At 53.3% G+C, this 23,329-nt stretch carries 18 protein-coding genes, 2 tRNA genes and 1 pseudogene; 17 read left to right on the top strand and 4 right to left on the bottom strand.

Going from position 1 to position 23,329, the window contains the following annotated elements; genetic code table 11:
* The first annotated feature begins 18 nt into the window (after positions 1-18).
* Both glgX and BG910_RS02400 read left to right on the top strand, forming a co-directional pair.
* On the top strand, positions 19-2,025 hold the full coding sequence (gene glgX, locus BG910_RS02405) for a glycogen debranching protein GlgX (protein WP_089035466.1): 2,007 nt from the start codon (positions 19-21) through the stop codon (positions 2,023-2,025).
* 309 nt (positions 2,026-2,334) lie between these two features.
* Positions 2,335-4,821, top strand: a complete 2,487-nt coding sequence (locus BG910_RS02400) for a glycogen/starch/alpha-glucan phosphorylase (RefSeq protein ID WP_089035465.1) — start codon at positions 2,335-2,337, stop codon at positions 4,819-4,821.
* 206 nt (positions 4,822-5,027) lie between these two features.
* Here BG910_RS02400 and argH read toward each other — a convergent pair whose 3' ends face one another.
* The gene (argH, locus tag BG910_RS02395) at positions 5,028-6,407 is read right to left on the bottom strand and encodes an argininosuccinate lyase (RefSeq protein ID WP_089035464.1); all 1,380 of its coding nucleotides are present in this window, start codon (positions 6,405-6,407) and stop codon (positions 5,028-5,030) included.
* Between the two features lie 78 nt (positions 6,408-6,485).
* Between argH and BG910_RS02390 the strand changes: the two genes are divergently transcribed.
* Positions 6,486-7,529: a sensor histidine kinase gene (locus BG910_RS02390; RefSeq protein WP_089035463.1), complete on the top strand. Its 1,044-nt coding sequence runs from the start codon at positions 6,486-6,488 to the stop codon at positions 7,527-7,529.
* 90 nt (positions 7,530-7,619) lie between these two features.
* Here BG910_RS02390 and BG910_RS02385 read toward each other — a convergent pair whose 3' ends face one another.
* Together BG910_RS02385 and BG910_RS02380 are read right to left on the bottom strand one after the other, a co-directional pair.
* Entirely contained in the window at positions 7,620-8,255 is a 636-nt protein-coding gene (locus BG910_RS02385) for an alpha/beta hydrolase (RefSeq protein WP_089035462.1), read from the bottom strand.
* Between the two features lie 84 nt (positions 8,256-8,339).
* Positions 8,340-9,131, bottom strand: a complete 792-nt coding sequence (locus tag BG910_RS02380; protein WP_089035461.1) for a polyamine aminopropyltransferase — start codon at positions 9,129-9,131, stop codon at positions 8,340-8,342.
* A gap of 338 nt (positions 9,132-9,469) precedes the next feature.
* On the opposite strand from BG910_RS02380, the gene BG910_RS02375 reads away from it, so the two are divergent.
* From BG910_RS02375 to panB, 3 genes are all read left to right on the top strand, one after another.
* A tRNA-Thr gene (locus BG910_RS02375) sits at positions 9,470-9,545 on the top strand.
* Positions 9,546-9,583: 38 nt separating this feature from the next.
* Positions 9,584-9,659 (top strand) — tRNA-Thr (locus tag BG910_RS02370).
* 132 nt (positions 9,660-9,791) lie between these two features.
* On the top strand, positions 9,792-10,583 hold the full coding sequence (gene panB, locus BG910_RS02365) for a 3-methyl-2-oxobutanoate hydroxymethyltransferase (protein ID WP_089035460.1): 792 nt from the start codon (positions 9,792-9,794) through the stop codon (positions 10,581-10,583).
* A 136-nt stretch (positions 10,584-10,719) separates the two neighbouring features.
* On the opposite strand, the gene BG910_RS02360 is transcribed toward panB, so the two are convergent.
* Positions 10,720-11,892, bottom strand: a complete 1,173-nt coding sequence (locus BG910_RS02360; protein WP_089035459.1) for a porin — start codon at positions 11,890-11,892, stop codon at positions 10,720-10,722.
* A gap of 456 nt (positions 11,893-12,348) precedes the next feature.
* Between BG910_RS02360 and BG910_RS02355 the strand changes: the two genes are divergently transcribed.
* The 11 genes and pseudogenes from BG910_RS02355 (at position 12,349) to BG910_RS02320 (ending at position 23,229) form a co-directional block, all read left to right on the top strand.
* Positions 12,349-13,140, top strand: coding sequence for a glycosyltransferase family protein (locus tag BG910_RS02355; protein ID WP_198344818.1), 792 nt, complete (start codon positions 12,349-12,351; stop codon positions 13,138-13,140).
* A 105-nt stretch (positions 13,141-13,245) separates the two neighbouring features.
* Positions 13,246-13,527, top strand: a complete 282-nt coding sequence (locus BG910_RS12510) for a hypothetical protein (RefSeq protein WP_198344817.1) — start codon at positions 13,246-13,248, stop codon at positions 13,525-13,527.
* A gap of 71 nt (positions 13,528-13,598) precedes the next feature.
* Positions 13,599-14,819 carry a glycosyltransferase gene (locus BG910_RS02350; protein WP_089035458.1) on the top strand — a complete coding sequence of 407 codons (1,221 nt, stop codon included), beginning with the start codon at positions 13,599-13,601 and terminating at the stop codon, positions 14,817-14,819.
* Positions 14,820-14,830: 11 nt separating this feature from the next.
* Positions 14,831-16,012 (top strand): glycosyltransferase family 4 protein, encoded by a 1,182-nt coding sequence (locus BG910_RS02345; protein WP_089035457.1) that lies wholly within the window; start codon positions 14,831-14,833, stop codon positions 16,010-16,012.
* Positions 16,013-16,027: 15 nt separating this feature from the next.
* Positions 16,028-16,612: a 6TM ABC transporter family protein gene (locus BG910_RS12505; protein ID WP_198344816.1), complete on the top strand. Its 585-nt coding sequence runs from the start codon at positions 16,028-16,030 to the stop codon at positions 16,610-16,612.
* Positions 16,539-17,963, top strand: coding sequence for an ABC transporter ATP-binding protein (locus BG910_RS02340; protein WP_198344815.1), 1,425 nt, complete (start codon positions 16,539-16,541; stop codon positions 17,961-17,963). The genes BG910_RS12505 and BG910_RS02340 overlap by 74 nt, the downstream gene beginning before the upstream one ends.
* A gap of 20 nt (positions 17,964-17,983) precedes the next feature.
* A complete protein-coding gene (locus BG910_RS02335; protein WP_089035456.1) occupies positions 17,984-20,308 on the top strand; it encodes a phosphotransferase in 2,325 nt (774 codons plus the stop codon).
* A pseudogene (locus tag BG910_RS02330) lies at positions 20,305-21,158 on the top strand (nucleotide sugar dehydrogenase); the annotation flags it as partial. The gene BG910_RS02335 and the pseudogene BG910_RS02330, both read left to right, overlap by 4 nt.
* 109 nt (positions 21,159-21,267) lie before the next feature.
* Positions 21,268-21,474 carry a hypothetical protein gene (locus tag BG910_RS13130; protein ID WP_408633776.1) on the top strand — a complete coding sequence of 69 codons (207 nt, stop codon included), beginning with the start codon at positions 21,268-21,270 and terminating at the stop codon, positions 21,472-21,474.
* A gap of 187 nt (positions 21,475-21,661) precedes the next feature.
* Complete coding sequence (gene panC / locus BG910_RS02325) at positions 21,662-22,498, top strand: pantoate--beta-alanine ligase (RefSeq protein WP_089035455.1); 837 nt, start codon at positions 21,662-21,664, stop codon at positions 22,496-22,498.
* Between the two features lie 143 nt (positions 22,499-22,641).
* On the top strand, positions 22,642-23,229 hold the full coding sequence (locus BG910_RS02320) for a LemA family protein (protein ID WP_089035454.1): 588 nt from the start codon (positions 22,642-22,644) through the stop codon (positions 23,227-23,229).
* The last annotated feature ends 100 nt before the right edge of the window (positions 23,230-23,329 follow it).

The following is a 23,329-nucleotide window of genomic DNA, read 5'->3' as shown; positions in this document are numbered from 1 at the left end:
CAATAAAGGTTTTGAAGTATGGTTGCCGCAACTTGGCAGATTGAAGAGGGTATGCCTTATCCGATGGGCGTGACGCTGACGGATAAGGGTGCGAATTTTACGCTGTTTTCGCTCAATGCCGAGCGGGTCGAGCTGTGTCTGTTTGACGGGGAAAACCGAGAAACGCGGCTGGTGTTGCCGACGCGAACGGGTTCGGTGTTTTGCGGGTTTGTGCCGCGCGTGAGGGCGGGGCAGCGTTACGGTTTCCGTGTGCACGGCTACGGTGAAACCAAGCAGGGGCAGGGGTTTAATCCGCAGAAGTTGTTGGTTGATCCGTATTCCAAGTTAATCGACGGCAGGCCGGTTTACCGCAATGAGGCGGAAATGGCGCTGTTCCACCAGTCCGACGGCCGCGACAACGGCGAAATTGCGCCCAAAAGCGTGGTGGTCGGGGCCGACGGTTTCGACTGGTCGGGCGATGTGCGTCCCGATGTGTCGTGGGGGGAAACGGTGGTGTACGAAGCCCATGTAAAGGGCTTTACCAAGCAGTTTCCCGATTTGGAAAATGCGGGCACTTACCGCGCGTTGGCGGATGGTCGCGTGATTAAGTATTTGAAAGATTTGGGGATAACGTCGGTCGAGTTGTTGCCCGTGCAGCAACATTTGGACGAATACCATCTGCAAAAAGTGAGGTTGTCGAACTATTGGGGTTATAACACTTATTCGCATTTTGCCGCCGAGCCGTCTTACGCGTCCGATCCGGAAAATGCGGCAGACGAATTGAAACAGGCGGTCAAGGCCTTGCACCGAGCGGGTTTGGAAGTAATTATGGATGTGGTGTACAACCACACCGCCGAACAGGATTGGCCGGGGCCCTTGCTCTGCCAGAAGGGCATCGACAATGCGCTTTGGTACTGGCTGCGCCCCGACGGCAGCTATGAAAACTGGTCGGGCTGCGGCAATACGCTCAACATCGCCCACCGCGACGTGGCGCGCTGGGTGGCCGACAGCCTGCGCTATTGGGCAGAAGAATTTCACATCGACGGTTTCCGCTTCGATTTGGGCACGGTATTGGCGCGCGAACCCGATTTCCAAGCCTACGGCAAGTTTTTCAATACACTCTACCAAGACCCCGTGCTCGCGCGCTGCAAGCTGATTGCCGAGGCGTGGGACATCGGCGCCGACGGCTACCATTTGGGCAATTTCCCGCAGCCTTTTGCCGAGTGGAACGGCCGTTTCCGCGACGATATGCGCGCATTTTGGGTATGGGAAAGCGGCAATTTGGGGATGTTTGCCGAGCGCTTTTCCGGCTCGTCCGACATTTTCAACCACAGTGGCCGCAGGCCGTCTGCAAGCGTGAATTTCATCACGGCGCACGACGGTTTCACCCTCAACGATCTGGTCAGCTACAACGAAAAACACAACGAAGCCAACGGCGAGCAAAACCGCGACGGACACGGCGAAAACATCAGCTACAACCACGGCGTCGAAGGCGCAACCGACGATAAAGCGGTTTTGGAAGCGCGCGAATACACCGCCAAAGCGCTGCTCGCTTCGTTGTTTTTGTCCAACGGCACGCCCATGCTGCTTGCGGGCGACGAGTTCGGCAACAGTCAAAACGGCAACAACAACGGCTACTGCCAAGACAATCCGACCACTTGGCTGGACTGGCCGGGAAAACGCCATGTTTTGCAGGATTATGTGCGCGGTTTAATCCGCGTGCGCAGCGAAATCGGCCTGCTTGCCGACGACAAATGGTGGGATGAGGATGAGGTGCGCTGGCTGGATTCAGACGGCCTCGAAATGGGCGATGCGGGCTGGCACAACCGCGGCAGCAAGGCGATGCAGATTCTGCTTGAGGGTGGCTGGCTGCTGTTGGTCAATGCCAAACGTAGTCGGCAGTTATTTAACCTGCCTCAAGGAAGTTGGAAAGTTTCTTGCGTACCATCGGGTAAATCAAATTATACCGCCGAAGGCCGTTTTGCCGCCGCGCATATGGGTATCTGGATTTTGAAAAAAGCAGGTTCAGACGGCTTTGAGGTTTAACTATCTTTGAAAAACAGCAGTTTAAATTTGTTTTAAACATAGCCGGAATCGCAACTGATCTTGCCCTCATGGCGTATGTCTGCGGTTTGCCTGATTGTCGGCGCGGTTATGGTTGATTTTAAACTGTAATTTTCTAACCTGCGTCGATGCGTGCGGGGTGCAGCATCGGGGTTTTGTATATATAATGCAAAGCCTGATATTTGCATACGGTCTGTAATTTATTTTCAGGCCGTCTGAAATAGTTTCAAAATATACTTTCAGACGGCCTCAAGCAGTTTTTTCAGTAACTTAGTAAGAGAGAGCCAAACCATGACTCAAAAATCCCCCATCTCCGGTTTTGATTATGTAATTCCCAAACCCGATGCGGAAACCATCCGTAAGTCTATTGTCTATAAGATGATTTTCATCTTGGGTGTCGATCCGAAAGATGCCACCGAACACCAATGGCTCAATGCCGCCATGCTCGCGGCACGCGATTTGATTGCGGAAGATTTCCTGCGTACCCGCCGTGCCCACATCGACAACAGCAAACGCATGGTTTACTACCTTTCTATGGAATTCCTGCTCGGCCGCGCGTTTGTCAATGCGCTGATTAACGAGGGTGTGTATGCCGAGTTTGAAAAAGCGTTTAAGGCGCTGGGCAAAGAATTTGCCGACGTTTGCGAGCAGGAAGAAGATCCGGGCTTGGGCAACGGCGGTTTGGGCCGTTTGGCCGCCTGTTTCCTCGATTCGCTGGCGACTTTGCGCATTCCCGCGATGGGCTACGGCATCCGCTACCAATACGGGATGTTCAAACAGGAAATTGTTGACGGCCAGCAGGTCGAAAAACCCGATTTGTGGCTCGACCAGGATTTGTCCTGGCAGTTTGCCCGCCCCAACAAACAGTATTCCGTCGGTTTCGGTGGACAGGTCATCAATTTCGGCGACCGCAAGGAATGGACGCCGGGTGAGGAAGTTTCCGCTTGGGCATACGACGAAATCATTCCGGGCTACGGCGGCGAAGTCGCCAACCCGCTGCGCTTGTGGACGGCGCACGCCGGTAATCTGTTCGACCTCGCCGACTTCAACCGCGGTGACTACTCTTCCGCCGTGCGCGCGCAAAACAGTGATGAAAACATTTCGCGCGTTCTGTATCCCAACGATTCGACCGACAGCGGCAAAGAATTGCGTCTGAAACAGGAATATTTCCTCGTTTCCGCATCCGTTCAAGACATCGTTGCCCGCCACAAATGCCGTTTCTCCGACATCCGCACGCTGGCCGACGAAGTGGCGATCCATTTGAACGACACCCATCCCGTTTTGGCGATTCCAGAGCTGATGCGCATTCTGATCGACGAAGAGGGCTTGGCTTGGACGGAAGCGTGGAACATCTGCTGCAAAGTGTTCTCCTACACCAACCACACCCTGATGAGCGAAGCGTTGGAAACCTGGCCGGTCGATCTGATGGGCCGCCTGCTGCCGCGCCATCTCGACATCATCTTTGAAATCAACGCTTATTTCCTCAACGCCCTGCGTGCCATCGGCAGCTTTGACGACGACTTCGTCAGCCGCGTTTCCATCATCGACGAAACCCACGGCCGCCGCGTGCGCATGGGTTGGCTGGCGGTTATCGGTTCGCACAAAGTCAACGGCGTGGCGAAAATCCACTCCGATTTGATGGTCAACACCATTTTTGCCGACTTCGCCAAAGTGTTCCCCGAACGCTTCACCAACGTGACCAACGGCGTTACTCCGCGCCGCTGGATCAACATTGCCAACCCGCCGCTGACCGCGTTTTTAGACAAACACTTGGGCAAAGGCAAGAAAAACGACTGGCGCATGCATTTGGACAATCTGACCAAACTCAACGAATTGGTGGACGATGCCGCCGTTCAGACCGAATTTGGCGAGGTGAAAAAAGCCGCCAAAGTGCGTTTGGCCAAATACATCGAAACTGAGCTGGGCATCAGCGTCAACCCTGATGCGCTCTTCGACATCCAAATCAAACGCATCCATGAATACAAACGCCAGGCGTTAAACGTGATGCACATTGTTGACCGTTACAACAAAATTCTGGAAAACCCCGATGCCGACTGGCAGCCGCGCGTGTTTATCTTTGCGGGTAAAGCCGCTTCCGCCTACTATATGGCGAAGAAAATCATCCGCCTGATCAACGATGTTGCCAAAGTCATCAATAACGACGAACGCATCCGCGACCTGATCAAAGTCGTCTTCATTCCGAATTACAGCGTCAGCCTTGCCCAAATCATCATCCCCGCCGCCGATCTGCACGAACAAATCTCTCTGGCCGGCACTGAAGCCTCCGGCACCAGCAACATGAAGTTCGCCCTCAACGGCGCCGTCTGCATGGGTACGCTTGACGGCGCAAACGTCGAAATCCTCGAAAAAGTCGGCGCCGAACACTGCTACATCTTCGGCAACACCGTCGAGCAGGTCGAAGCCATCCGCAGAAAAGGCTACGATCCGATGAGCTATATCGAAAAAGACAGCGACCTGCGCCGCGTCGTTAACCAAATCAGCCACGGCACCTTCTCACCCGAAGAGCCGAACCGCTACGGCGACGTATTGCAACCTTACGGCGACTTCTACCAGCTGATGGCCGACTTCCGCAGCTACATCGACACACAGTACAAAGCCGACGCCCACTACCGTGATGCCGCCGCGTGGCGCAAATCCGCATTGGTCAACATTGCCAACATGGGCTTCTTCTCGTCCGACCGCTCGATTGCCGACTACTGCCGCGATATTTGGTATATCAAACCGCTGACGGCAAAAGAATTGCCGAGCAGCAATTAAGCGGAGTGTTTGAGTAAGCAAGGCCGTTTGAAAACTTTCAGACGGCCTTGTATTTTCAACCCAAGCCGCCCGTACGGTTACGCCGCTTACGGCGGCTAACCGCACCTACGGGCTATTTGTTGCCGAATTATGGTTTTGTTTGAATAAAAAAGGCCGTCTGAAAGTTTGCATATTTTCAGACGGCCTTTCAGTTTTTCAGACGGCAATTACGCCAGCAGCCTGCGCCAGCGTTTGACTTGGAAACGCACCTGTTCGGGCGCGGTGCCGCCCAAGTGGTTACGGGCGTTGAGACTGCCTTCGGGGGTGAGTACGGTGTACACGTCTTCGCTGACCAAATCGGAAAAGCCTTGCAATACTTCGAGCGGCAGTTCGCTTAAGTCCACGCCGGCTTCGTCGGCATGGCGTACGGCTTTGGCGACGACTTCGTGAGAGTCGCGGAAGGGCATGCCTTTTTTGACGAGGTAGTCGGCCAGATCGGTGGCGGTGGCGAAGCCCTGCATCACCGCGGAGCGCATGTTTTCGGGTTTGACGGTGACGCCGCGCATCATGTCGGCGTAGATGCGCAGGGTGTCGATGAGTGTGTCGGCGGTGTCAAACAGCGGCTCTTTGTCTTCCTGATTGTCTTTGTTGTAGGCCAGCGGCTGGGATTTCATCAACATAATCAGGCCGGTAAGGTGGCCGATGATGCGGCCGGATTTGCCGCGCACGAGTTCGGGAACGTCGGGGTTTTTCTTCTGCGGCATGATGGACGAGCCGGTACAGAAGCGGTCTGCGATGTCGATAAAGCCGAAACGGGGCGACATCCACAAAATCAGCTCTTCGCTCAAACGGCTCAGGTGCACCATAATCAGGCTGGCGGCGGCGGTGAATTCGATGGCGAAATCGCGGTCGGACACGGCATCCAAAGAATTTTGGCAGATTTGCTCGAAGCCCAGCAGCTTGGCGGTGGTTTCGCGCTGAATCGGGTAGGTCGTACCTGCCAGCGCGGCGGCGCCCAAAGGCATGCGGTTGACGCGGCCTCGGCAGTCGGCCATGCGCTCGAAATCGCGGCCGAGCATCTCAACGTAGGCCAGCATGTGGTGTCCGAACGACACCGGCTGCGCGACTTGCAGATGGGTAAAACCGGGCATGACGACGTCGGCGTTTTGTTCCGCCAAATCGACCAAGGCCGTCTGAAGATTCTGAATCAGCCCCTGAATATAGCTGATTTGGTCGCGCAGCCACAGGCGGATGTCGGTGGCAACCTGGTCGTTGCGGCTGCGGCCGGTGTGCAGGCGCTTGCCGGCATCGCCGATTTTGTCGGTCAGACGGCGCTCAATGTTCATGTGGACATCTTCCAAATCCAGCGACCACGCCACTTTGCCGGCTTCGATTTCTGCTATAATTTCAGCCATACCCTGTCGGATGGCTGCTAGGTCGTCTTGGCTTAAAACGCCCGCTTCGCAGAGCATCTGCGCGTGTGCCAGCGAGCCTTGGATATCCCATTTGGCCAAACGTTTGTCGAAATCGATTGAGCCTGTATATTTTTTGACCAACTCCGATACCGGCTCGTTAAAACGTCCCGACCAGGTTTTATCGTTACTCATACTGCTCCCGGATAATAAAAAAGCAGGCGGTTTTCCGCTGCTGCAAATAAAAGAAACGGCTAAGGAAACACATTCTAGATGTCTATTATACGTCAAATCGCCAACAATTTCGTCGTTCCCGACCTGCGTAATTCGGCAACGGTCGTGCGCCTGCTGATTCTGGTCATCAGCATGACCCTGCTGCTGCCGCTGCTGACCGATTCTCCGTTGGGCTATACCGAAGAAATCTACCGCCATGTGGTCTGGATTACCCCCGTTTTGCTGCTGATTTTGGCCAAAGCCTATTTCGTCAGCAAATTCATCCCCGCGCTCTTAAACAACAAATATTCGTTTTTTATCTCCTATTTCTCCAATCTGCTGATTTTTGTTTTTGTCGAACGCATGGTTTTGGGCAACAACGACTTAGGCTCGCTCGCCCAGCATTTTTTCCTCTACAACCTCATCGCGCTGGGCTTTATGTACAACGAAGCCTTCCGCCGCAACAGCCTTGCCCCGTCGGTTTCCGAAGCCCGCCTGAGCGCCCTGACCGCGCGCATCCGCCCGCATTTCCTGTTTAACAGCCTCAATGCCGCCATCAGTCTGATCCGCTTGCGCCCGTATGACGCCGAAACTCTGCTCGAAAACCTCGCCAACCTGTTCCGCGCCCAACTGCGCGACGGCAGCCAGAGCAGCACGCTCGGGCAGGAAATCGAATGGGCGAAAGAATACATCGCCATCGAACAAATCCGCATGGGCCATATGCGCGTGCAGGTGATGTGGCAGCACCAAGCCCCCGACGACGCCGAAACGCCGCACCTTCTGTTGCAGCCGCTGCTGGAAAACGCCGTCTTCCACGGCGTCGAATCCACCCACCGCCCGGGCATGATTACCGTATTGACGCGGCTCAACCGCAACGCCATCTACATCCGCATCGAAAACCCGTTTACCCCGCCCGAAAGTAGCGAAAACGTCAAACCGCACAAAGGCAATTCAATGGCCTTGCGCAACCTTCAGGAACGCCTTGCGCTGATGTACGACTACGACGCCAAAATCCAAAGCCGCGAGCTGGACGGCATCTTCCGCGTGGACATCAAACTGCCGTACCGCAAGCGGACGTCTGATGTGGCAAGGCTGTTTGGATAGGGGGGGATGGCGGAAGGCCGTCTGAAAAAAACCGTTTGTATGCGGCAAACAGTTTTTCAGACGGCCTTTTTACATTAAATCAAGCGCAGCTTATCCCAACACCGCCGGCGCGAATTTCAGCACGACATCGCGCAAAACAATCAGTTTGCCGTGGAAAAAATGCGACGAATCGGCCACGGCGACCACTGGAATGTCCTGCGGTTCCGCCCACGAGAGCGCTTTGCCGAATTCGACCACTTCGTCTTCCGCGCCGTGAATCATCAGCGTTTTGGCGGGATTGGGAACGGCGACCGGCTCGGGGTGGTCAGTGTAGTGGTGAACCGCCGCGCCGATGAGCAGCAGCAAATCGGGTTCGCGGGTTTGGGCGGCGAAAGTGGCGACGTAGCCGCCGAAGGAAAAGCCGGCCAGCGCGAATTTTTCCGCGTCGGGGTGTTGCGCGCGGGCGTAGTCGATGACCGCAATGCAGTCGTCGGTTTCGCCGCGCCCGTAATCGTGTTGCCCTTCGCTGTTGCCGACGCCGCGCAGGTTGGGCAGGTAGCAGTGGAAACCGAGCTGGGTTAGGGCTTTGGCGGCGGTTTGGATGACTTTGTTGGTGTTGGTGCCGCCTTGCAGCGGGTTGGGGTGGTTGACCACCGCCACGCCGCGCACTTGGCCTTGTGCGGGCAGAAAAATGGTTTCCAAGGTGCCGGCGGGGCCTTTGATTTGAATCATGTCGGGTTTGAGCATGGGAACTTCCGTTGCGGGTGTTGAGGCCGTCTGAAATTCTGAAAATCGGTTGCTGAGCAAAGCCGAAGCATCAGACGACCTGTTTTAAAGATAAAAATATTTGCCGTTGTTTTGATTGTTGGCCTTCAAATCGGCCAGCATCCGTTTGAAATTCAAGCCGTAGGCGGCGCTTAACTTTTCGGCGCGCTTTTTCAGATTGTCGAGATTCTGTTCTTTCGGACTGCTTTGAAACGCCATCACCGCCATATTGCCGTGGCTTTCGGCGGGCAGTTCCAACACGCGGCCTTCAAAGATTTTGAGCAGGCGTTCGACAAAGGTTTGGTAGCGTTTGTCGCCGCTCCACCAGTTGGTGACGAAGATGCCGTCTGAAGACAGCGCACGGCGGCAGTCTTCGAAAAACGGCTCTTCCACCAGCGCATCGATGATTTGCTCGCCGTCGAAACCGTCCACTAAAATCACGTCGGTACTGTGGCGGAACACCTTGATATATTCCGCGCCGTCGGCCTCGACAATCTCGAATTTTTCCCCTTCAAACGGCAGCTCGAACAGGCTGCGCGCCACGGCAATCACTTGCGGATTGATGTCCACCGCGGTTTGGCGGGTCTCGGGCAGGTAGGTGTCTATCCAGCGGGCAAACGAGCCGCCGCCGAGACCGATTTGGGTGATGTGCTGCGGTTTTTTTTCGGCAAACAGCAGCCAGCCCATCATCGCGCGGCTGTACGAAAGCACCAGCTCGGCGGGATGGTCAAGGTTCATCGAGCTTTGGATGGTGTTGCTGCCCAAATGCAGCGAACGGATGTTGCCTTCCTCGGAAATGCCGACTTCGGGAAGCTGGGATTTGGACGGGCGCAGACGGCGGTAGGGGTGTTGTGCCATGATGTGAACAGGGATTTGCGGAGGCGCTATTTTATCAGAATCCGCACGGTTTTTCAGACGGCCTGAAGGCGTTGGGAAAGTGGAAAAGGCCGTCTGAAATTTTGTTGCAAAAAATCAAACGCGATTGTCGGAACCTTTGACGGCGGTTGTGGGACTGAACCGTTTCAGACGGCCTTTCGGCAGTTTTACCCAACCCTGCCTTCCAAACCAACATATTCGCAACAGAAACTGTTACTTATATTTCAATTTAAAATCAAAGATTTTTCAGGCGGCCTTTACCGGATGCGGCAAAAGGCTTGCCAAAGCGGAAAGTTGTCGGCATAATGCCCACTTCTTTTGCCGGTATAGCTCAGTTGGTAGAGCGTCTGACTTGTAATCAGAGGGTCCCGAGTTCGACTCTTGGTGCCGGCACCAGTTTTAGGCTGATTGTGCCGTGAGGCGTGTTCAGTAAAGCCGGTATAGCTCAGTTGGTAGAGCATCTGACTTGTAATCAGAGGGTCCCGAGTTCGACTCTTGGTGCCGGCACCAATCCAAACAGCCCGTTCGTTTCCGAGCGGGCTGTTTTGTTTTGCGCAATTTTTGTGCCACAGCGCAAATTCAGCCCTTATAATGGGCGCGTTTAAACGATGAGGCCGTCTGAAAAAAGGGCGGAACGACAAAATGATTACTGTAAACACGCTGCAAAAGATGAAAGCCGAAGGCGTAAAAATCGCCATGCTGACCGCTTACGAAGCCAGCTTCGCCGCGCTGATGGATAAGGCGGGCGTCGATGTTTTGCTGGTGGGCGATTCGCTGGGCATGACGGTGCAGGGGCGCACTTCGACGCTGCCGGTTTCCCTGCGCGATATGTGTTACCACACCGAATGCGTGGCGCGCGGTACGGAAAACGCGATGATTATCAGCGATTTGCCGTTTGGCGCATATCAGCAGAGTAAAGAGCAGGCGTTTGCGGCGGCTGCCGAACTGATGGCAGCGGGCGCGCATATGGTCAAGTTCGAGGGCGGCGTATGGATGGCGGAAACGACGGAATTTCTGCAAATGCGTGGCATTCCCGTCTGCGCCCATATCGGACTGACGCCGCAGTCGGTGTTTGCGTTTGGCGGTTATAAAGTGCAGGGGCGCGGCGATAAGGCGGCGGCTCTGCTGAACGACGCCAAGGCGCACGACGACGCAGGTGCGGCGGTGGTGTTGATGGAATGTGTGCCGGCCGGTTTGGCCAAACAGGTGACGTACGGCGTGCGCTGTCCGACCATCGGTATCGGCGCGGGTGTGGATTGCGACGGGCAGGTTTTGGTGATGCACGATATGCTCGGTGTGTTTCCGGGCAAAACCGCGCGTTTTGTGAAGAATTTTATGGAAGGGCAGAACAGCATTCAGGCCGCGGTTGAAGCGTATGTGGCGGCGGTAAAAGCGAAAACCTTTCCGGCGGCGGAACATACGTTTGCCGAATAAAACCGCCCGCGCGGTTTGACTGCGATGGCAGCAAAGGCCGTCTGAAAATTCCGTTTCTCAGCGAAACGGCGTTTTCAGACGGCCTTGTTGTCAGTATTCGGGATTCGGGCAAAAAACGATTTAAGCGGAAAACGGCTTACCAGTAGGCGCGCAGACCGACAACGGTAATGTATTCACGCTCTTTCTCGCGCAAGTCGCCGCGCCGGTAAGATTTGGTACGGTTGGCCTGCACCTCGGCAAACGTTTTCACGCTAAACGGTTTGCTTTTAGGAATCAGGTAATACTCCGTACCCAGCATAAACTGGTGTTTCTTTTTCTTTCGGGCGGAACTTTCGCCAACTTCGTCGCGTTTTTGGGTTTTGTAGGCATACATACCGTAAGCGCGCCAGTTGCTGGTCAGCTTTTGGTATATCACGGAACGGATTTCGTTTTCGGTAATTTTTCTGCCGGCTTCTTCGTGGTTTTTATAGATACCGCGTTCAACATCCAAGCCGATGGTGGTGTTGTCGTAAGTATATGCCGTACCGACGGCGTAGGCGGTTTCCGTACGGTCGGGCGCATTGTTGCGTTGGGTAAAGCGCTCGCGTGTAACGCCGCCGGACAGGATAAATTCCTGTTTGTCGTCGATTTTGAATGTTTTGACGGCACCGGTACCCCAAGCATCTTTGAGTTCTTGTATTGAGTCATCATCATCAAGGAAAGTCAAACCGTTGTTATCACGTTTGCTGCCACCGCTGTAATACACACCTGCCTTGATGCCTTGGTCTTTGTTTCTATAAGCATATTGAATGGAGCGGCGCATACCTGAAGTGAGCAGGCCGTCGCTCAGGCTTAAGGTATTGGCCAGGTCGGTCTGTTTGACTTCGTCGGTAATCACGGTCTGGTTGCCGTAAGTCAGTTCGCCGTATTTATTGTGTCCGACACCGGCATAAAGCTGGCGGGCATACAGATGGTCGAAATCGTGGTTAGAAGGCGTTCTATTGCCGCGATTGTCTTTGCCGCGGAAACGCCATTCGACGCGGCCGAGGCCGTAGAGGTCGTTGCCCAGCGACTGGTTGAGTTTGAAACCGAAGCGCGAGCCGTTGTTTTGAATGGGGTGGTTTTTGGCTTCTTTGGTAATACTGTCCACTTTGCCGTCGTCGTATTCGGTTTTTTTGACGGCTTCGGTTTTCCATTGAAGACGGGCGGAACCGACGAAATCGAGTTTGGTTCCGGTCGGCTCGTAATTAATCAGCGAAACGGCGGATGCCGGTGCAGCCAAAAAGGCGGTTGACACGATAAACGCCAGCTTGTTTTTATTCTGTTTCATAGAAATCTGCTTTCAATAACAGGTTAAAATTAAAACGAGCCTATAGTTTATCCTGATTGATATTTTTTAATCAACGGCTTAGAACCTTAATCACTACAATTGCACCAGATTCTCCAGGTGCAGCACAAGAACAATCCGGTAAAACCGTGCTCTAGACTAAAAAAACTTTAAAACTTCTTTAACTATCAAAAAACAGACGGTAGATAAAAAGAGGCGAACGGCGTGAAAAAAACATGTTCAATTAAATTGCGTTAATTAATAGTTAAATATTATGAAAAATAAAACGGGATATTAAATTAAATGAGATTAAATATGCGTAATAGATTCGGACGTGACGCTACCGTACCGTATAATTACAGCCGTTTTTTAGTAGTTTGCACGGCAGTGGCAGTAATCGTTTAAAATTAAACGGGTTGCTTTGATATGCTTCTGCTGTGAAGAGGAAATGTACGGAACATGACAACAAAAAACAAAGAGGCTCCCAGAATTGCTTTCTACTCGCACGATACCATGGGTTTGGGCCATATCCGCCGCAATATGCTGCTGTCTCAAGCAGTTTTGGAAGCCTATCCTGATGCCGACGTGTTGCTGCTTTCGGGTGTTCGCGAATCCGGTGCTTTCAAGCTCTCCAAAGGCGCAGACAGCGTTACCATGCCGACATACTATAAAACTTCAGACGGCAAGTATATTCCGCGTTCGCTGGGTAAAGACGTCAAGCGTTTGGTCAATATCCGCAAAAACATCATTCATGCCGCATTGGAAGCATTCGAGCCGGACATCGTCGTCATCGATAATGTTCCGCGCGGTGCCATGAACGAGTTGGACAACATTCTGCCCGAGCTGGCCAGCCGTGGAACCCATATCGTATTGGGTGTGCGCGATATTATTGATGAGCCTGAAGCCGTCTTGAACCAATGGAAAAAACTGAAAAACATCGAAATTATCCGCCTGTATTTTTCCACCATTTGGGTTTACGGCGATCCCAACCTCTATGATTTTGCCCGTGAATACCATATTCCCGCCGATATTGTCGAAAAAATCCATTACGTCGGCTATCTCGACCAGAGCCGCCGCAAGGAAGAGCACGGTTTGGATACCATCATGGCGGAAGTCTCGCCGCCTTATGCGCTTTGCGTTGTCGGTGGCGGCCAAGACGGCTTCGAACTGGCACAAGCCTTTATGCAGTCGCAACTGCCTGATAATTGGAGCGGGCTGCTAATTACCGGTGCGCTGATGCCCGAAGCGTAACGCGAAAAACTGCATCAAATGGCAGGTACGCGAAAAGACATCAAGGCAGTGGATTTCGTGCCCGAACCGCTGAAAATCATGCAAAACGCATAATGTATCATCTCCATGGGTGGTTATAACACTACTACGGAAATCCTGTCTTTCCACAAACGTGCCCTAATCGTACCGCGCATCAAACCGCGAACCGAACAGTGGATCCGCGCTTCGCGGCTGGCGGAAATGGGCATTACCGACTGTCTGCACCCGGACAATCTGACCCCCGAAGCCTTAAGCCGCTGGATGCAGGCGCAGAAACCGCAGTTGGACGCACGAGATACCCTGCGTTTTGACGGTTTGGAGCGGATGGTCAGGGAAGTCGGCTGCATTATCGGCGAAACTCCTGTCTGAAAAATTCCCGAGTTGCCTTATTTATCTTTCCTCCAACGTTTTTATAAAAATTCTTCAAGAAAAACAAAATAATGAACCATGCAGTAACACATCCCTATATCGGCTACGTTCTGAAACGTTATCCTCGCTTTTCCGAAACTTTTGTCGTCAACGAAATTCTGGCGCACGAGCGGGAGGGTACGAAAATTGATATTTTCGCCTTAGGCCCGGTTGAGGAAACCCATTTCCAAGACGGTATTTCTCAAGTGCGTGCACCGGTTACGCGCCTGAACCACAAACAGCACAAACCCGAAGCTGTCTGGCAGCTGATGCAGCAGGGGTTTGCGCAACTTCCGGAGTTCGCCGAAAAGCTGGCTAAAGCAGAATGTACCGTGCACGAACTTGCACAAAGCATTTTCATCGCGCTGGCAATCAAAGAACGCGGCATTGAGCATCTGCATGCACATTTCGGGACACAGGCCACAACGGTTGCCCGTCAGGCCGCCATCTTTGCCGATATTACCTACACATTTACCGCGCATGCCAAGGACATCTATTTTCAATATGAAGAATCAACCGGTTTGGGCAAAAAAATGCGGGATGCGTTTGCAACGGTAACCGTTTCCGACTACAACCTTGCCTATCTGAAAGAGCAGTACGGCAGCGATGCGGATAAAACCGTTCGCATCTATAACAACGGCATGGATTTGCAGAAATTCCCCTACAACGGGTTCGGTTCGCGCGAACGCCATATCCTTGCAGTCGGCCGGTTGGTCGTCAAAAAAGGGTTTGACGTATTGCTCGAGTCGCTGGCGATATTGAAACAGCAAAATATTGCTATGCGCTGCACACTGGTCGGAGGCGGCCCGTTGCAGGAAGAGTTGTCTGCGCAGATTCAGGCACTGGACATCGGCGACGTGGTTGAAATGGTCGGCCCTATGCCCCAACCCGATATTATCAATATGATGAAAACCGCCAATATGGTGGTTGCACCCTGCGTAGTCAGTGAAGACGGCGACCGAGACGGCCTGCCGACCGTTTTGCTGGAATCGATGGCTTTGGGCACACCCGTCATCTCCACACAAGTAGCAGGTATTCCCGAGTTGGTCAAAGACGGTAAAACAGGTTTGTGCGTACCGCAACGTGATGCCCGTGCCTTGGCTTCAGCCATGCAGCGCCTGCTGGACGACCATGAAATGTGCGAAACCCTTTCCCGCAACGGCCGTGCATCCATTGAGCGTGAATACGACGAAGACCGAAACGCCGCACGTCTGCGCGAAATTTTCCGCGCGGCAACAGCCGGTCGGAAATAAAGGAGGAAACCATGCGAGTAGCCTATATCTGCGCCGATCCTGGCATTCCGGTATTCGGAACCAAAGGTGCTTCCGTCCATGTTCAGGAAGTTATTAAAGGAATGCTGCAAAAAGGATTGGACGTTACCCTGTTTGCCCAGCGCTTGGGCGGAGATGCTCCCGAAGAGCTGAAAAACATCAAAATCCGTACCTTAGACAAACTGCCGAAAGAATCGGTGGAAATCCGTGCACGCGCGGCTTTGGCAGCCAATGAGAAAGTGGAAGCGATGCTGGCGGCGGAAGCGCCGTTTGACTTGGTGTACGAGCGTTACTCCCTGTGGAGCAACGCCGGAATGAGCTTTGCGAAAAAACACGGCTGCACGGGAATTTTGGAAGTAAACGCCCCGCTTATCGAAGAGCAGAAAAAACACCGTGAGCTGCCACTGGAAACGGAGGCCCAAAAAATCGCAGAATCCGTATTTGCCGACGCCGATGCAATGATTGCGGTATCGCCGGGGGTCAAGCAGTATCTGGAAACATTCCCGCAGGCAAAAGGCCGCATCCATGTCATTGCCAACGGCGTATCTCTAGACCGTTTCGCGCCTGCTGCCGCGCAGAATGTCCAACGTTTAGGCCGTCTGAAAACAGGTGCAGAAACAACCGTCGGCTTTCTCGGCACCTTAAAACCCTGGCACGGACTGGCGACCTTGGTCGAGGCTTGGGCTTTACTGCGCGGACGCGGCCAAAATGTGCGCCTGCTGGTTGTCGGCGACGGCCCCGAATACGAATCGCTGCACAAAAGCATTGCTGACCGCGGCCTGTCGAATTTTGCGGAATTTACCGGTGCCGTCCAGCCTGAAGACGTTCCGAAATGGCTGGGACAAATGGACATTGCCGTCGCACCGTATCCGCATATGGAACACTTCTACTTTTCACCGCTGAAAATCTACGAATATATGGCAGCGGGCATTCCGGTGGTCGCAACGCGCGTCGGCCATTTGGAAAGCGTGGTTTCAGACGGCATCAACGGCGTATTGGCCGAAGCCGAGAATCCGCCCGCAATGGCAGACTGTATCGAAGCATTGGCCGGAAATCCCGAGCAGCTCCGATTATTGGGCGAGGCCGCCCGTAAAACTGCGGAACGGGAACACAGCTGGCTCTCCGTCATAGAGCGGATACTGTCTATTGCGGAAGAATGCCGTCTGAAAAAATAACTCAAGAAAGAATGCATGAACAAAGACACAATCCAAGCAGCCTGCAAACGTCTTGCCAACTCTGTGCGGCAAAGCAGGTTCGGTAACTGTTTTTCCATTAAAAACAATGCCTGGTGGAAAGTCGCATACCGGTTTAAAGACTATATCCGGCCGGAACGCTGGCTGATTGCAGGCTCGCTGGGGGCATTGCTGAGCTCGACATTTATACGCCTGCTCAAACCGCTGCCGCTGGCTTTTGCAGTCGACCATATTTTGGTAGAGGTTGTCGAGCACGTCGACAAAATGGACGGTGTCAAAGAAGCCAGGCCGGCCGTAACCGACATTCAGTTCAGCACCAGCCTATTTGACATTTCACTTGGTGCTATCGACAACGACTACCTGCTGATGGGCTGCGCCGTTGCCGTTATTTTGATTGCGCTTCTGATGGCCGCAGGCAACTTCATCAGCACAGTCGGGCTGTCGCTGGCAGGCAGCCGTATTCTGGATAAAGTCCGCAGCGATTTGTTCTCACCTGCTCGGACTTTCCATGCGTTTCCACTCGCAGGCCAGAACCGGCGATCTGACCATGCGCTTGGTCAGCGACGTCGGTATGCTGCGTGAGGCTGTTGTAACGGCATTGATGCCGATGCTGGCCAACATTTTCGTACTGACCGGCATGCTCAGCGTCATGTTTGTATTGAACTGGAAGCTGACGCTGTTTTCAATTGCCTCTCTGCCGCTTCTGTGGCTGATGACCAGCCGTTCGGGCAAACGCATCCACCAAGTCAGCCGCGAACAGCGCAAAAAAGAAGGCGGTATGGCCTCGAAGGCCTCGGAATACATTGCCTCCATCAAAACCATCCAGTCATTGTCGCTGGAAAACGAAACCATCCGCAGCTTTGAAGGCAACAACAGCCAAAGCCATTCGCAAGAGGTGAAATCCAAACGGCTGGCGGCAGGATTGGAGCGCCGCGTTGATGTATTGGTCGCTTTCGTAACCGCCGTCGTTCTGTATTACGGCTCCAATGTCGTTTTAGACGGCAAAATGTCGCCGGGCGAACTGATTGTTTTCATGTCTTACCTGAACAATTCTTTCCGCCCCGTCCGAGAATATGCCAAATATACGGCACGCCTCTCCAAAGCATTGGCTGCCGGCGAACGCATTGTTGATTTAATGGACGAACAGCCCGACATTACCGACAAGCCCGGCGCTAAAGATTTGGTACAGACCAAAGGCGAAATTCAATTCGACCACGTCTTTTTCAATTATCAGGACAAAGACAACCGGGTATCCGTTTTGAAAGGGATTGATTTTCTTATCAGCCCCGGAGAAAGCGTTGCCATTGTCGGGCCGTCCGGCGCAGGGAAAACTACAATTACCAGCCTACTGTTGAGGCTGTACGAACCGACGGAGGGTGTTATCCGCATCGACGGATACGACATTCAGGAATACACCATCGCCAGTATGCGCAAACAGATTTCCGTCGTGCCGCAGGAAAACCTGCTCTTCGGCCTGAGTATCCGCGACAACATCGCGCTGGGCGCAGTCAACAACGCCGGCGAAGTAACGCATGAGGAAGTTGTGGCCGCAGCCAAGTTGGCCAATGCACACGACTTTATCAGCGTGCTGCCCGACGGTTGCAACACCATTCTGAGCGAACGCGGCGGCTCGCTTTCAGGCGGACAGCGTCAGCGTATCGCCATTGCCCGCGCAGCCATCAGCCAAAGTGCTATTTTGATACTGGACGAACCGACTGTCGGCCTCGACAGCGAAAGCCATGTCATCAATGCGTTACACAATCTGATGAAACAGCGCACAACAATCATGATTATCCACGATTTGGCATTTGCTGCAGCCACCGACCGCATTATTTTCGTTGAAAACGGCGTGGTCGTCGAACAGGGCAACCACGAAGACCTGCTTCGGCAAAACGGCAACTATGCCGCTTGGTGGAAAATGCAGGCCAAATAAGCAATCAATGAAGGAAACGGATGCTGACAGAAGCAGACAAACACATCATCGAAAAAGACACGCAACTTCCCGGTTTGGCCGTATTGCTGGACGAAGAAGTGCTGCTTGAAAAACTTAAGGCATTGGAGCCGTTTAAAAACGCCGTCCACGCCGAAATCCAATACCTGCGCTACAAGCCTGCAACCAGCTGTGCCTGTACGCTGCGCATCGAATTATCCGACGGCTCAATCAGTTTTTATTACGCCAAAGCGCTGACGCGCGAACGTTTTGAAAAATCATGGAACAGATCTTCACGGAAAAAAGCTGTGGAAGAAGGCGATCCGTTTGCCCCCCAAGCCGTTTTCGACGCTTTCATCATGTTGTTGCACCCGGCATACGACAGAGAAATCGGCCATCTGAAATGGTTGGTCTGCAAAAAACACCGCAGACACATTCTGAAAGCCTGTTCCCTCCTTTACTCCGAAGAAGACGAGCCGGATATTAAAATCCTCTGCTACAAACCCGAGCGCAGGCTGGTTGCCCGAGTCAGCAGCAAGGGGCAGCCGCTGGCGATTATCCGCAGCGGCACACCGGACGAATTTACCAAAATGCTGATTGGCAATGCGTTCGGCGTATCTCACGGCGGTGTGCTGCTGATGGGCGCAGACGGCGCAAGCTGCACATTAGCGACCAAATGGCAGAAGGGCGAAAGCCTCTGCCCCGAAGAAGGAATACCGCCCGATGAAGAGTTGACCCAGGAATTAGGACGCAAACTGAGCCGTATCCATGCCGCGACCTACAAACACCCTACCGTGTACGGCATTTCCGACGAAATAAAATCCCTGCACGGCGTAATCAATACGTTCAAACACATCCTGCCTTTTCAGACGGCATGGTTTGAGCGTTTGGTTGCAGCAACCGAACAGGGGCTCTCCGCTCTGCCGGAGCGTTTTACCCTGATTCACGGCGATTTTTCGCTTGACCAGGTCATCCAGCGGAAAAGCCGGAACGGCGAAACCAAGCTGCACATTCTCGACTGGGATCGCTCAGCCTACGGCCATCCGCTGATGGATTTAGCGACATTCAGAGCAAGACTTGAGCTTCAGGTTATCGAAGGTATCCTGCCCCGCTGGCACGCCGATTCCCTTATCGAAACCCTCTTTGCCGCCTACCGCCGCAAAATCGGGGAAAATTTTGAAGGATTACGCTGGTTTACTGCATCGGCAATGTTGCGTTTGGGAGCCGAGCCGTTTCGGAAACGTCATCCGCAATGGGAGCAATATACTCTGCAACTGTTGCAGCGCGTAGAACGCATATTGGCAGATGCCGATATTCCCTATACGGAAAAATCCGGACAAAGCACCGATTTATTGCAGGATGCCGCGCTGCCAACCCTTCTTGACAAAGAGCAAATGCAGATGTTGATGCGCGGGCATCAGATTCTCTCTGAAGAAGAAACCGTTATTTCCGCCGGGCTGCGCCGTTACAAACCCAAGCGCCGTGCATTGGTTGATTACCGCATCGGCAGGATAAACGCGGAAAACTGCCCGTACCTCATCGGTAAATACCGCGCCAAAGGGTTGGACAAACGTTCCTACCGCGTGCAAAAGCAGCTTTGGCAGTCGGGGTTTGACGATCAGGCACAAACCGGCGTGCCCGAAGTAAGCGGAACGCTGCCGGAACTCAATACGTGGTTCCAGCGCCGCATAAGCGGAGATACGGTCGGCAATGTCCTGACGCCGAAAAACGGCCGTCTGAATTTTCTCGGACAGGCAGTCGCCCGTTCACTCGGCGCGCTGCACCGGAGCGGCGTTGCGGAATCGCTCGGACTGCCTGCCCACACACCGCATCACGAATTGGAAATTCTGAAAAAACGGCTGGCGGATGTACAAACCAAACTGCCCGATTTGGCAAAACGCATTGCCGCCGTATCCGAAGGCTGTACGGCGTTGGCCGAGCAACTGCCCGAAACCGCAGAGGCCAGCATACACCGCGACTTCTACCAAGACCAGATACTCGAACGGCACGGCCGCCCCGGGCATATGGTTCTGCTTGATTTGGACTTGGTGTGCCGCGGCCACGCCGAACTGGATGCAGGCAACTACCTCGCCCACATCCAAGAATTCGCCCTGCGCCGATACGGCAGCATTGATGCTTTAAAAGCGCACGAAGACGCATTTAAAGCGCAATTTCTGGACGAAAATCCGGCAAATGCAGACGCGGTGGAAATCTATACCACCCTGAGCCTGGCACGCCATATCGACATCAGTACATTGTTTGAAAACCGTACCCGCACCACCGAAACATTATTAAAAATCTGCGAAAACCGATTGGCTTCGCATCTCACGCAACAAGGAAATTTATGAAAATCACCGTAGCAGGCGCAGGCTACGTCGGCCTTTCCAATGCCGTCCTGTTCGCCCAAAAACACACAGTATCGCTGCTCGATGTCAGCGCAGAAAAAGTCGGTCTCATCAACCAAAAAAATCGCCGATTCAAGACGAGGAAATCAGCGGATATCTGGCAACCAAGAAACTCGACCTGCACGCCACCACTAATGCGGACGAAGTGTATGCCGATCCCGACTATATCATCATCGCTACGCCGACCGATTATGATCCCGATACCGACTACTTCGACACAAGCTCGGTAGAATCCGTACTGGCAGCCGCTTTGGCGCAAAACAATAAAGCTTGGATTATTATCAAATCCACCATCCCCATCGGCTTCGTCGTAAAAATGCGCGAAAAATTCCATACGGACCGCATTATTTTCTCTCCCGAATTTCTGCGCGAAAGCAAAGCGCTTTACGACAATCTTTATCCGTCGCGCATTGTTGTGGGCGATACCAACGAAGCGGCGCAACGGTTTGCAGAAGCCTTGCGCGAATGCAGCCTGAAACCTGATGCGCCGATTATCCTGACCGACCCGACCGAAGCCGAATCCATCAAACTGTTTTCCAACACTTATCTGGCTTTGCGCGTGGCATTCTTCAACGAACTGGATTCTTTTGCCGCCGCATTCGGCTTGGATGCTGCCCACATTATCGACGGCGTATCGGCCGATCCCCGTATCGGCAGCCACTACAACAACCCGTCGTTCGGCTACGGGGGCTACTGTCTGCCCAAAGACACCAGACAGCTTTTGGCCAACTACCAGAATATTCCGCAAAACCTCATCACGGCAATTGTCGAATCCAACAGCACACGCAAAGACTTTATCGCCGAAGACGTTTTGAAACGCAATCCGTCCGTCGTCGGCGTGTACCGCCTGACCATAGAAATCCGGCTCGGACAACTTCCGAAGCTCCAGCATACAGGGCGTCATGAAACGGATCAAAGACCAAGGCATTCCTGTGATCGTGTACGAACCAACCTATGGCGGCAACGACTTTTACGGTTCGGAAGTCGTCAAAGACTTGGCCGAATTCAAACGCCGTGCCGACATCATTCTTGCCAACCGCCTGAGCGACAACCTGCGGGATGTCGAGCCGAAAGTCTATACCCGCGATTTGAAAGGCAGTGATCTTTAATCCGGCTGACAAAAAAGGCCGTCTGAAAACACCGTTTTCCAAGCGAAACGGCGGTTTCAGACGGCCTTGCTGTTTCGGCGTTTTGCAGACGTTTCTAAGCGCGTATAATCCGCACATTGTTTTCAGACGGCCTCAGCCTGCCGACAGACCTGATGCCGTCTGAAAAATTTTAAAGGACAATCAAACCATGCAAATCATTCATACCGTCAAAGAATTGCGCGAATGGCGCAAAACTGCGGGCAAAGTCGCGTTTGTGCCGACGATGGGCAATTTACACGAAGGCCATCTGGCGCTGGTGCGCGAGGCGAAAAAGCGCGCGGATAATGTGGTCGTCAGCATTTTCGTCAACCGCCTGCAATTCGGTCAGGGCGAGGATTTCGACAAATATCCGCGCACTCTGCAGCAGGATGCCGGCAAGCTGGCAGACGAGGGCGTGGCGGTGGTGTTCACGCCCGACGAAAAAGAGCTGTATCCGAATGTGGAACAGCGTTACAACGTCGAGCCGCCGCATCTGCAAAACGAATTGTGCGGCAAGTTCCGCCCCGGCCATTTCCGCGGCGTGGCCACGGTGGTCGGCAAGCTCTTCAACATCGTGAAGGCCGATGTCGCCTGTTTCGGCAAAAAAGACTACCAGCAGCTCACGATTATCAAAGGCTTGGTCGAAGATTTGAATTTCGACATCGAAATCGTGCCCGTCGATACCGGCCGCGCTTCAGACGGCCTGGCGCTGTCCAGCCGCAACCAGTATCTGAGCAAGACCGAACGCGCCGAAGCGCCGCGTCTTTACCGCGAATTACAGAAGGCTGCCGAAGCGGTTAGAAGCGGAAGTGTTGCATATTTGCAAATCGAAAAAGAGGTCGTCCGCAGCCTGAGCGAGGCGGGTTGGACGGTGGATTATGTGGAAATCCGCCACGCGCAGACGCTTGAGGTCGCGCGCGCAGGCGACACGGAACTCGTGATTCTCGGGGCTGCGCGGCTGGGCAACACCCGTTTGATCGATAATTTGGAAGTTTTGTTAAGCTAATTAACATTGCTTAAGTTATAATTAAACTGTTTCAAATGAGGTATCGTTTGAAACAGTTTTTTTTTATTAACAATAGGCAAGAAGATAGTGTCGGTTTATAATGACGGCATATTAAAAAGGGAAACCGAAAAAGGGGTTGATTCATGGGAATGCTGAGTCTCTTATTCGCTGCAATACTGCTGTTGGGCTTGATGATGGCTTACCGGCAGAAACTTGAAAAAAGCAGAAACAATTATCAGGATTCGTTTGTGGCGCTGAAAATCGCGCTGTCCTGCCGCCATCAGGCCGTGAAATACGTTTTGGACGCGGCGCAGCTTTATCTGTTAAATGACCACACCATCGAGCCCAAACTGCTGATTGCCTGCACTGAAGCTGAGCAGGCTTTGTCGCGGGCGGCAAAATCGTTTTCTTCGGAATCGGTGGCGGTTTTGAGTAGCGCGGAAGCTAAGCTCAACGGCCTTTTGAAAGAAATGCAGCCGCTGCTCGACATCAATCCGCTGGCCTGTTCCGACAAGCGCCTGAGCGCCCAGCTTGAAATGTTGGATGCGGCGGAAAGCGATGTCGTCGTTGCCCGCAGAGCCTACAACCGCGCGGCAGAACGCTACAACCAGCTGACCAACCGTTTCCCGTTTGCCTTGTGCGCCGGCTGCATGGGTTACAAATCCTCGGCAGGCTTGGTAAAATTTCAAGACAATAATGTGACGCAAATGAGCCGACAGCTTTTGGTTTGATCCGATTATCCGATTACCTGATAAAAGGCCGTCTGAAACAGTAGTATTCCGTTTCAGACGGCCTTTTGACTGTTATAATTTTCTCAATGCTGTTGCAAAA

Origin of the sequence: Neisseria chenwenguii (genome assembly GCF_002216145.1) — a bacterium.
Classification (GTDB): domain Bacteria; phylum Pseudomonadota; class Gammaproteobacteria; order Burkholderiales; family Neisseriaceae; genus Neisseria; species Neisseria chenwenguii.
Note: the sequence above shows the minus strand (reverse complement) of the source record. Positions and strands in the feature narration are given on the sequence as shown.

Excerpts from the sequence above, each read along its gene's own strand:
- glgX (WP_089035466.1), top strand. The coding sequence starts at position 19 with ATGGTTGCCGCAACTTGGCAGATTGAAGAGGGTATGCCTTATCCGATG.
- BG910_RS02355 (WP_198344818.1), top strand. The coding sequence starts at position 12,349 with ATGACAACAAAAAACAAAGAGGCTCCCAGAATTGCTTTCTACTCGCAC.
- BG910_RS02360 (WP_089035459.1), bottom strand. The coding sequence starts at position 11,892 with ATGAAACAGAATAAAAACAAGCTGGCGTTTATCGTGTCAACCGCCTTT.
- BG910_RS02350 (WP_089035458.1), top strand. The coding sequence starts at position 13,599 with ATGAACCATGCAGTAACACATCCCTATATCGGCTACGTTCTGAAACGT.
- BG910_RS12505 (WP_198344816.1), top strand. The coding sequence starts at position 16,028 with ATGAACAAAGACACAATCCAAGCAGCCTGCAAACGTCTTGCCAACTCT.
- BG910_RS02390 (WP_089035463.1), top strand. The coding sequence starts at position 6,486 with ATGTCTATTATACGTCAAATCGCCAACAATTTCGTCGTTCCCGACCTG.
- BG910_RS12510 (WP_198344817.1), top strand. The coding sequence starts at position 13,246 with ATGGGTGGTTATAACACTACTACGGAAATCCTGTCTTTCCACAAACGT.
- panC (WP_089035455.1), top strand. The coding sequence starts at position 21,662 with ATGCAAATCATTCATACCGTCAAAGAATTGCGCGAATGGCGCAAAACT.
- panB (WP_089035460.1), top strand. The coding sequence starts at position 9,792 with ATGATTACTGTAAACACGCTGCAAAAGATGAAAGCCGAAGGCGTAAAA.
- BG910_RS02345 (WP_089035457.1), top strand. The coding sequence starts at position 14,831 with ATGCGAGTAGCCTATATCTGCGCCGATCCTGGCATTCCGGTATTCGGA.
- BG910_RS02380 (WP_089035461.1), bottom strand. The coding sequence starts at position 9,131 with ATGGCACAACACCCCTACCGCCGTCTGCGCCCGTCCAAATCCCAGCTT.
- BG910_RS02320 (WP_089035454.1), top strand. The coding sequence starts at position 22,642 with ATGGGAATGCTGAGTCTCTTATTCGCTGCAATACTGCTGTTGGGCTTG.
- BG910_RS13130 (WP_408633776.1), top strand. The coding sequence starts at position 21,268 with ATGAAACGGATCAAAGACCAAGGCATTCCTGTGATCGTGTACGAACCA.
- argH (WP_089035464.1), bottom strand. The coding sequence starts at position 6,407 with ATGAGTAACGATAAAACCTGGTCGGGACGTTTTAACGAGCCGGTATCG.
- BG910_RS02340 (WP_198344815.1), top strand. The coding sequence starts at position 16,539 with ATGCGTTTCCACTCGCAGGCCAGAACCGGCGATCTGACCATGCGCTTG.
- BG910_RS02335 (WP_089035456.1), top strand. The coding sequence starts at position 17,984 with ATGCTGACAGAAGCAGACAAACACATCATCGAAAAAGACACGCAACTT.
- BG910_RS02385 (WP_089035462.1), bottom strand. The coding sequence starts at position 8,255 with ATGCTCAAACCCGACATGATTCAAATCAAAGGCCCCGCCGGCACCTTG.
- BG910_RS02400 (WP_089035465.1), top strand. The coding sequence starts at position 2,335 with ATGACTCAAAAATCCCCCATCTCCGGTTTTGATTATGTAATTCCCAAA.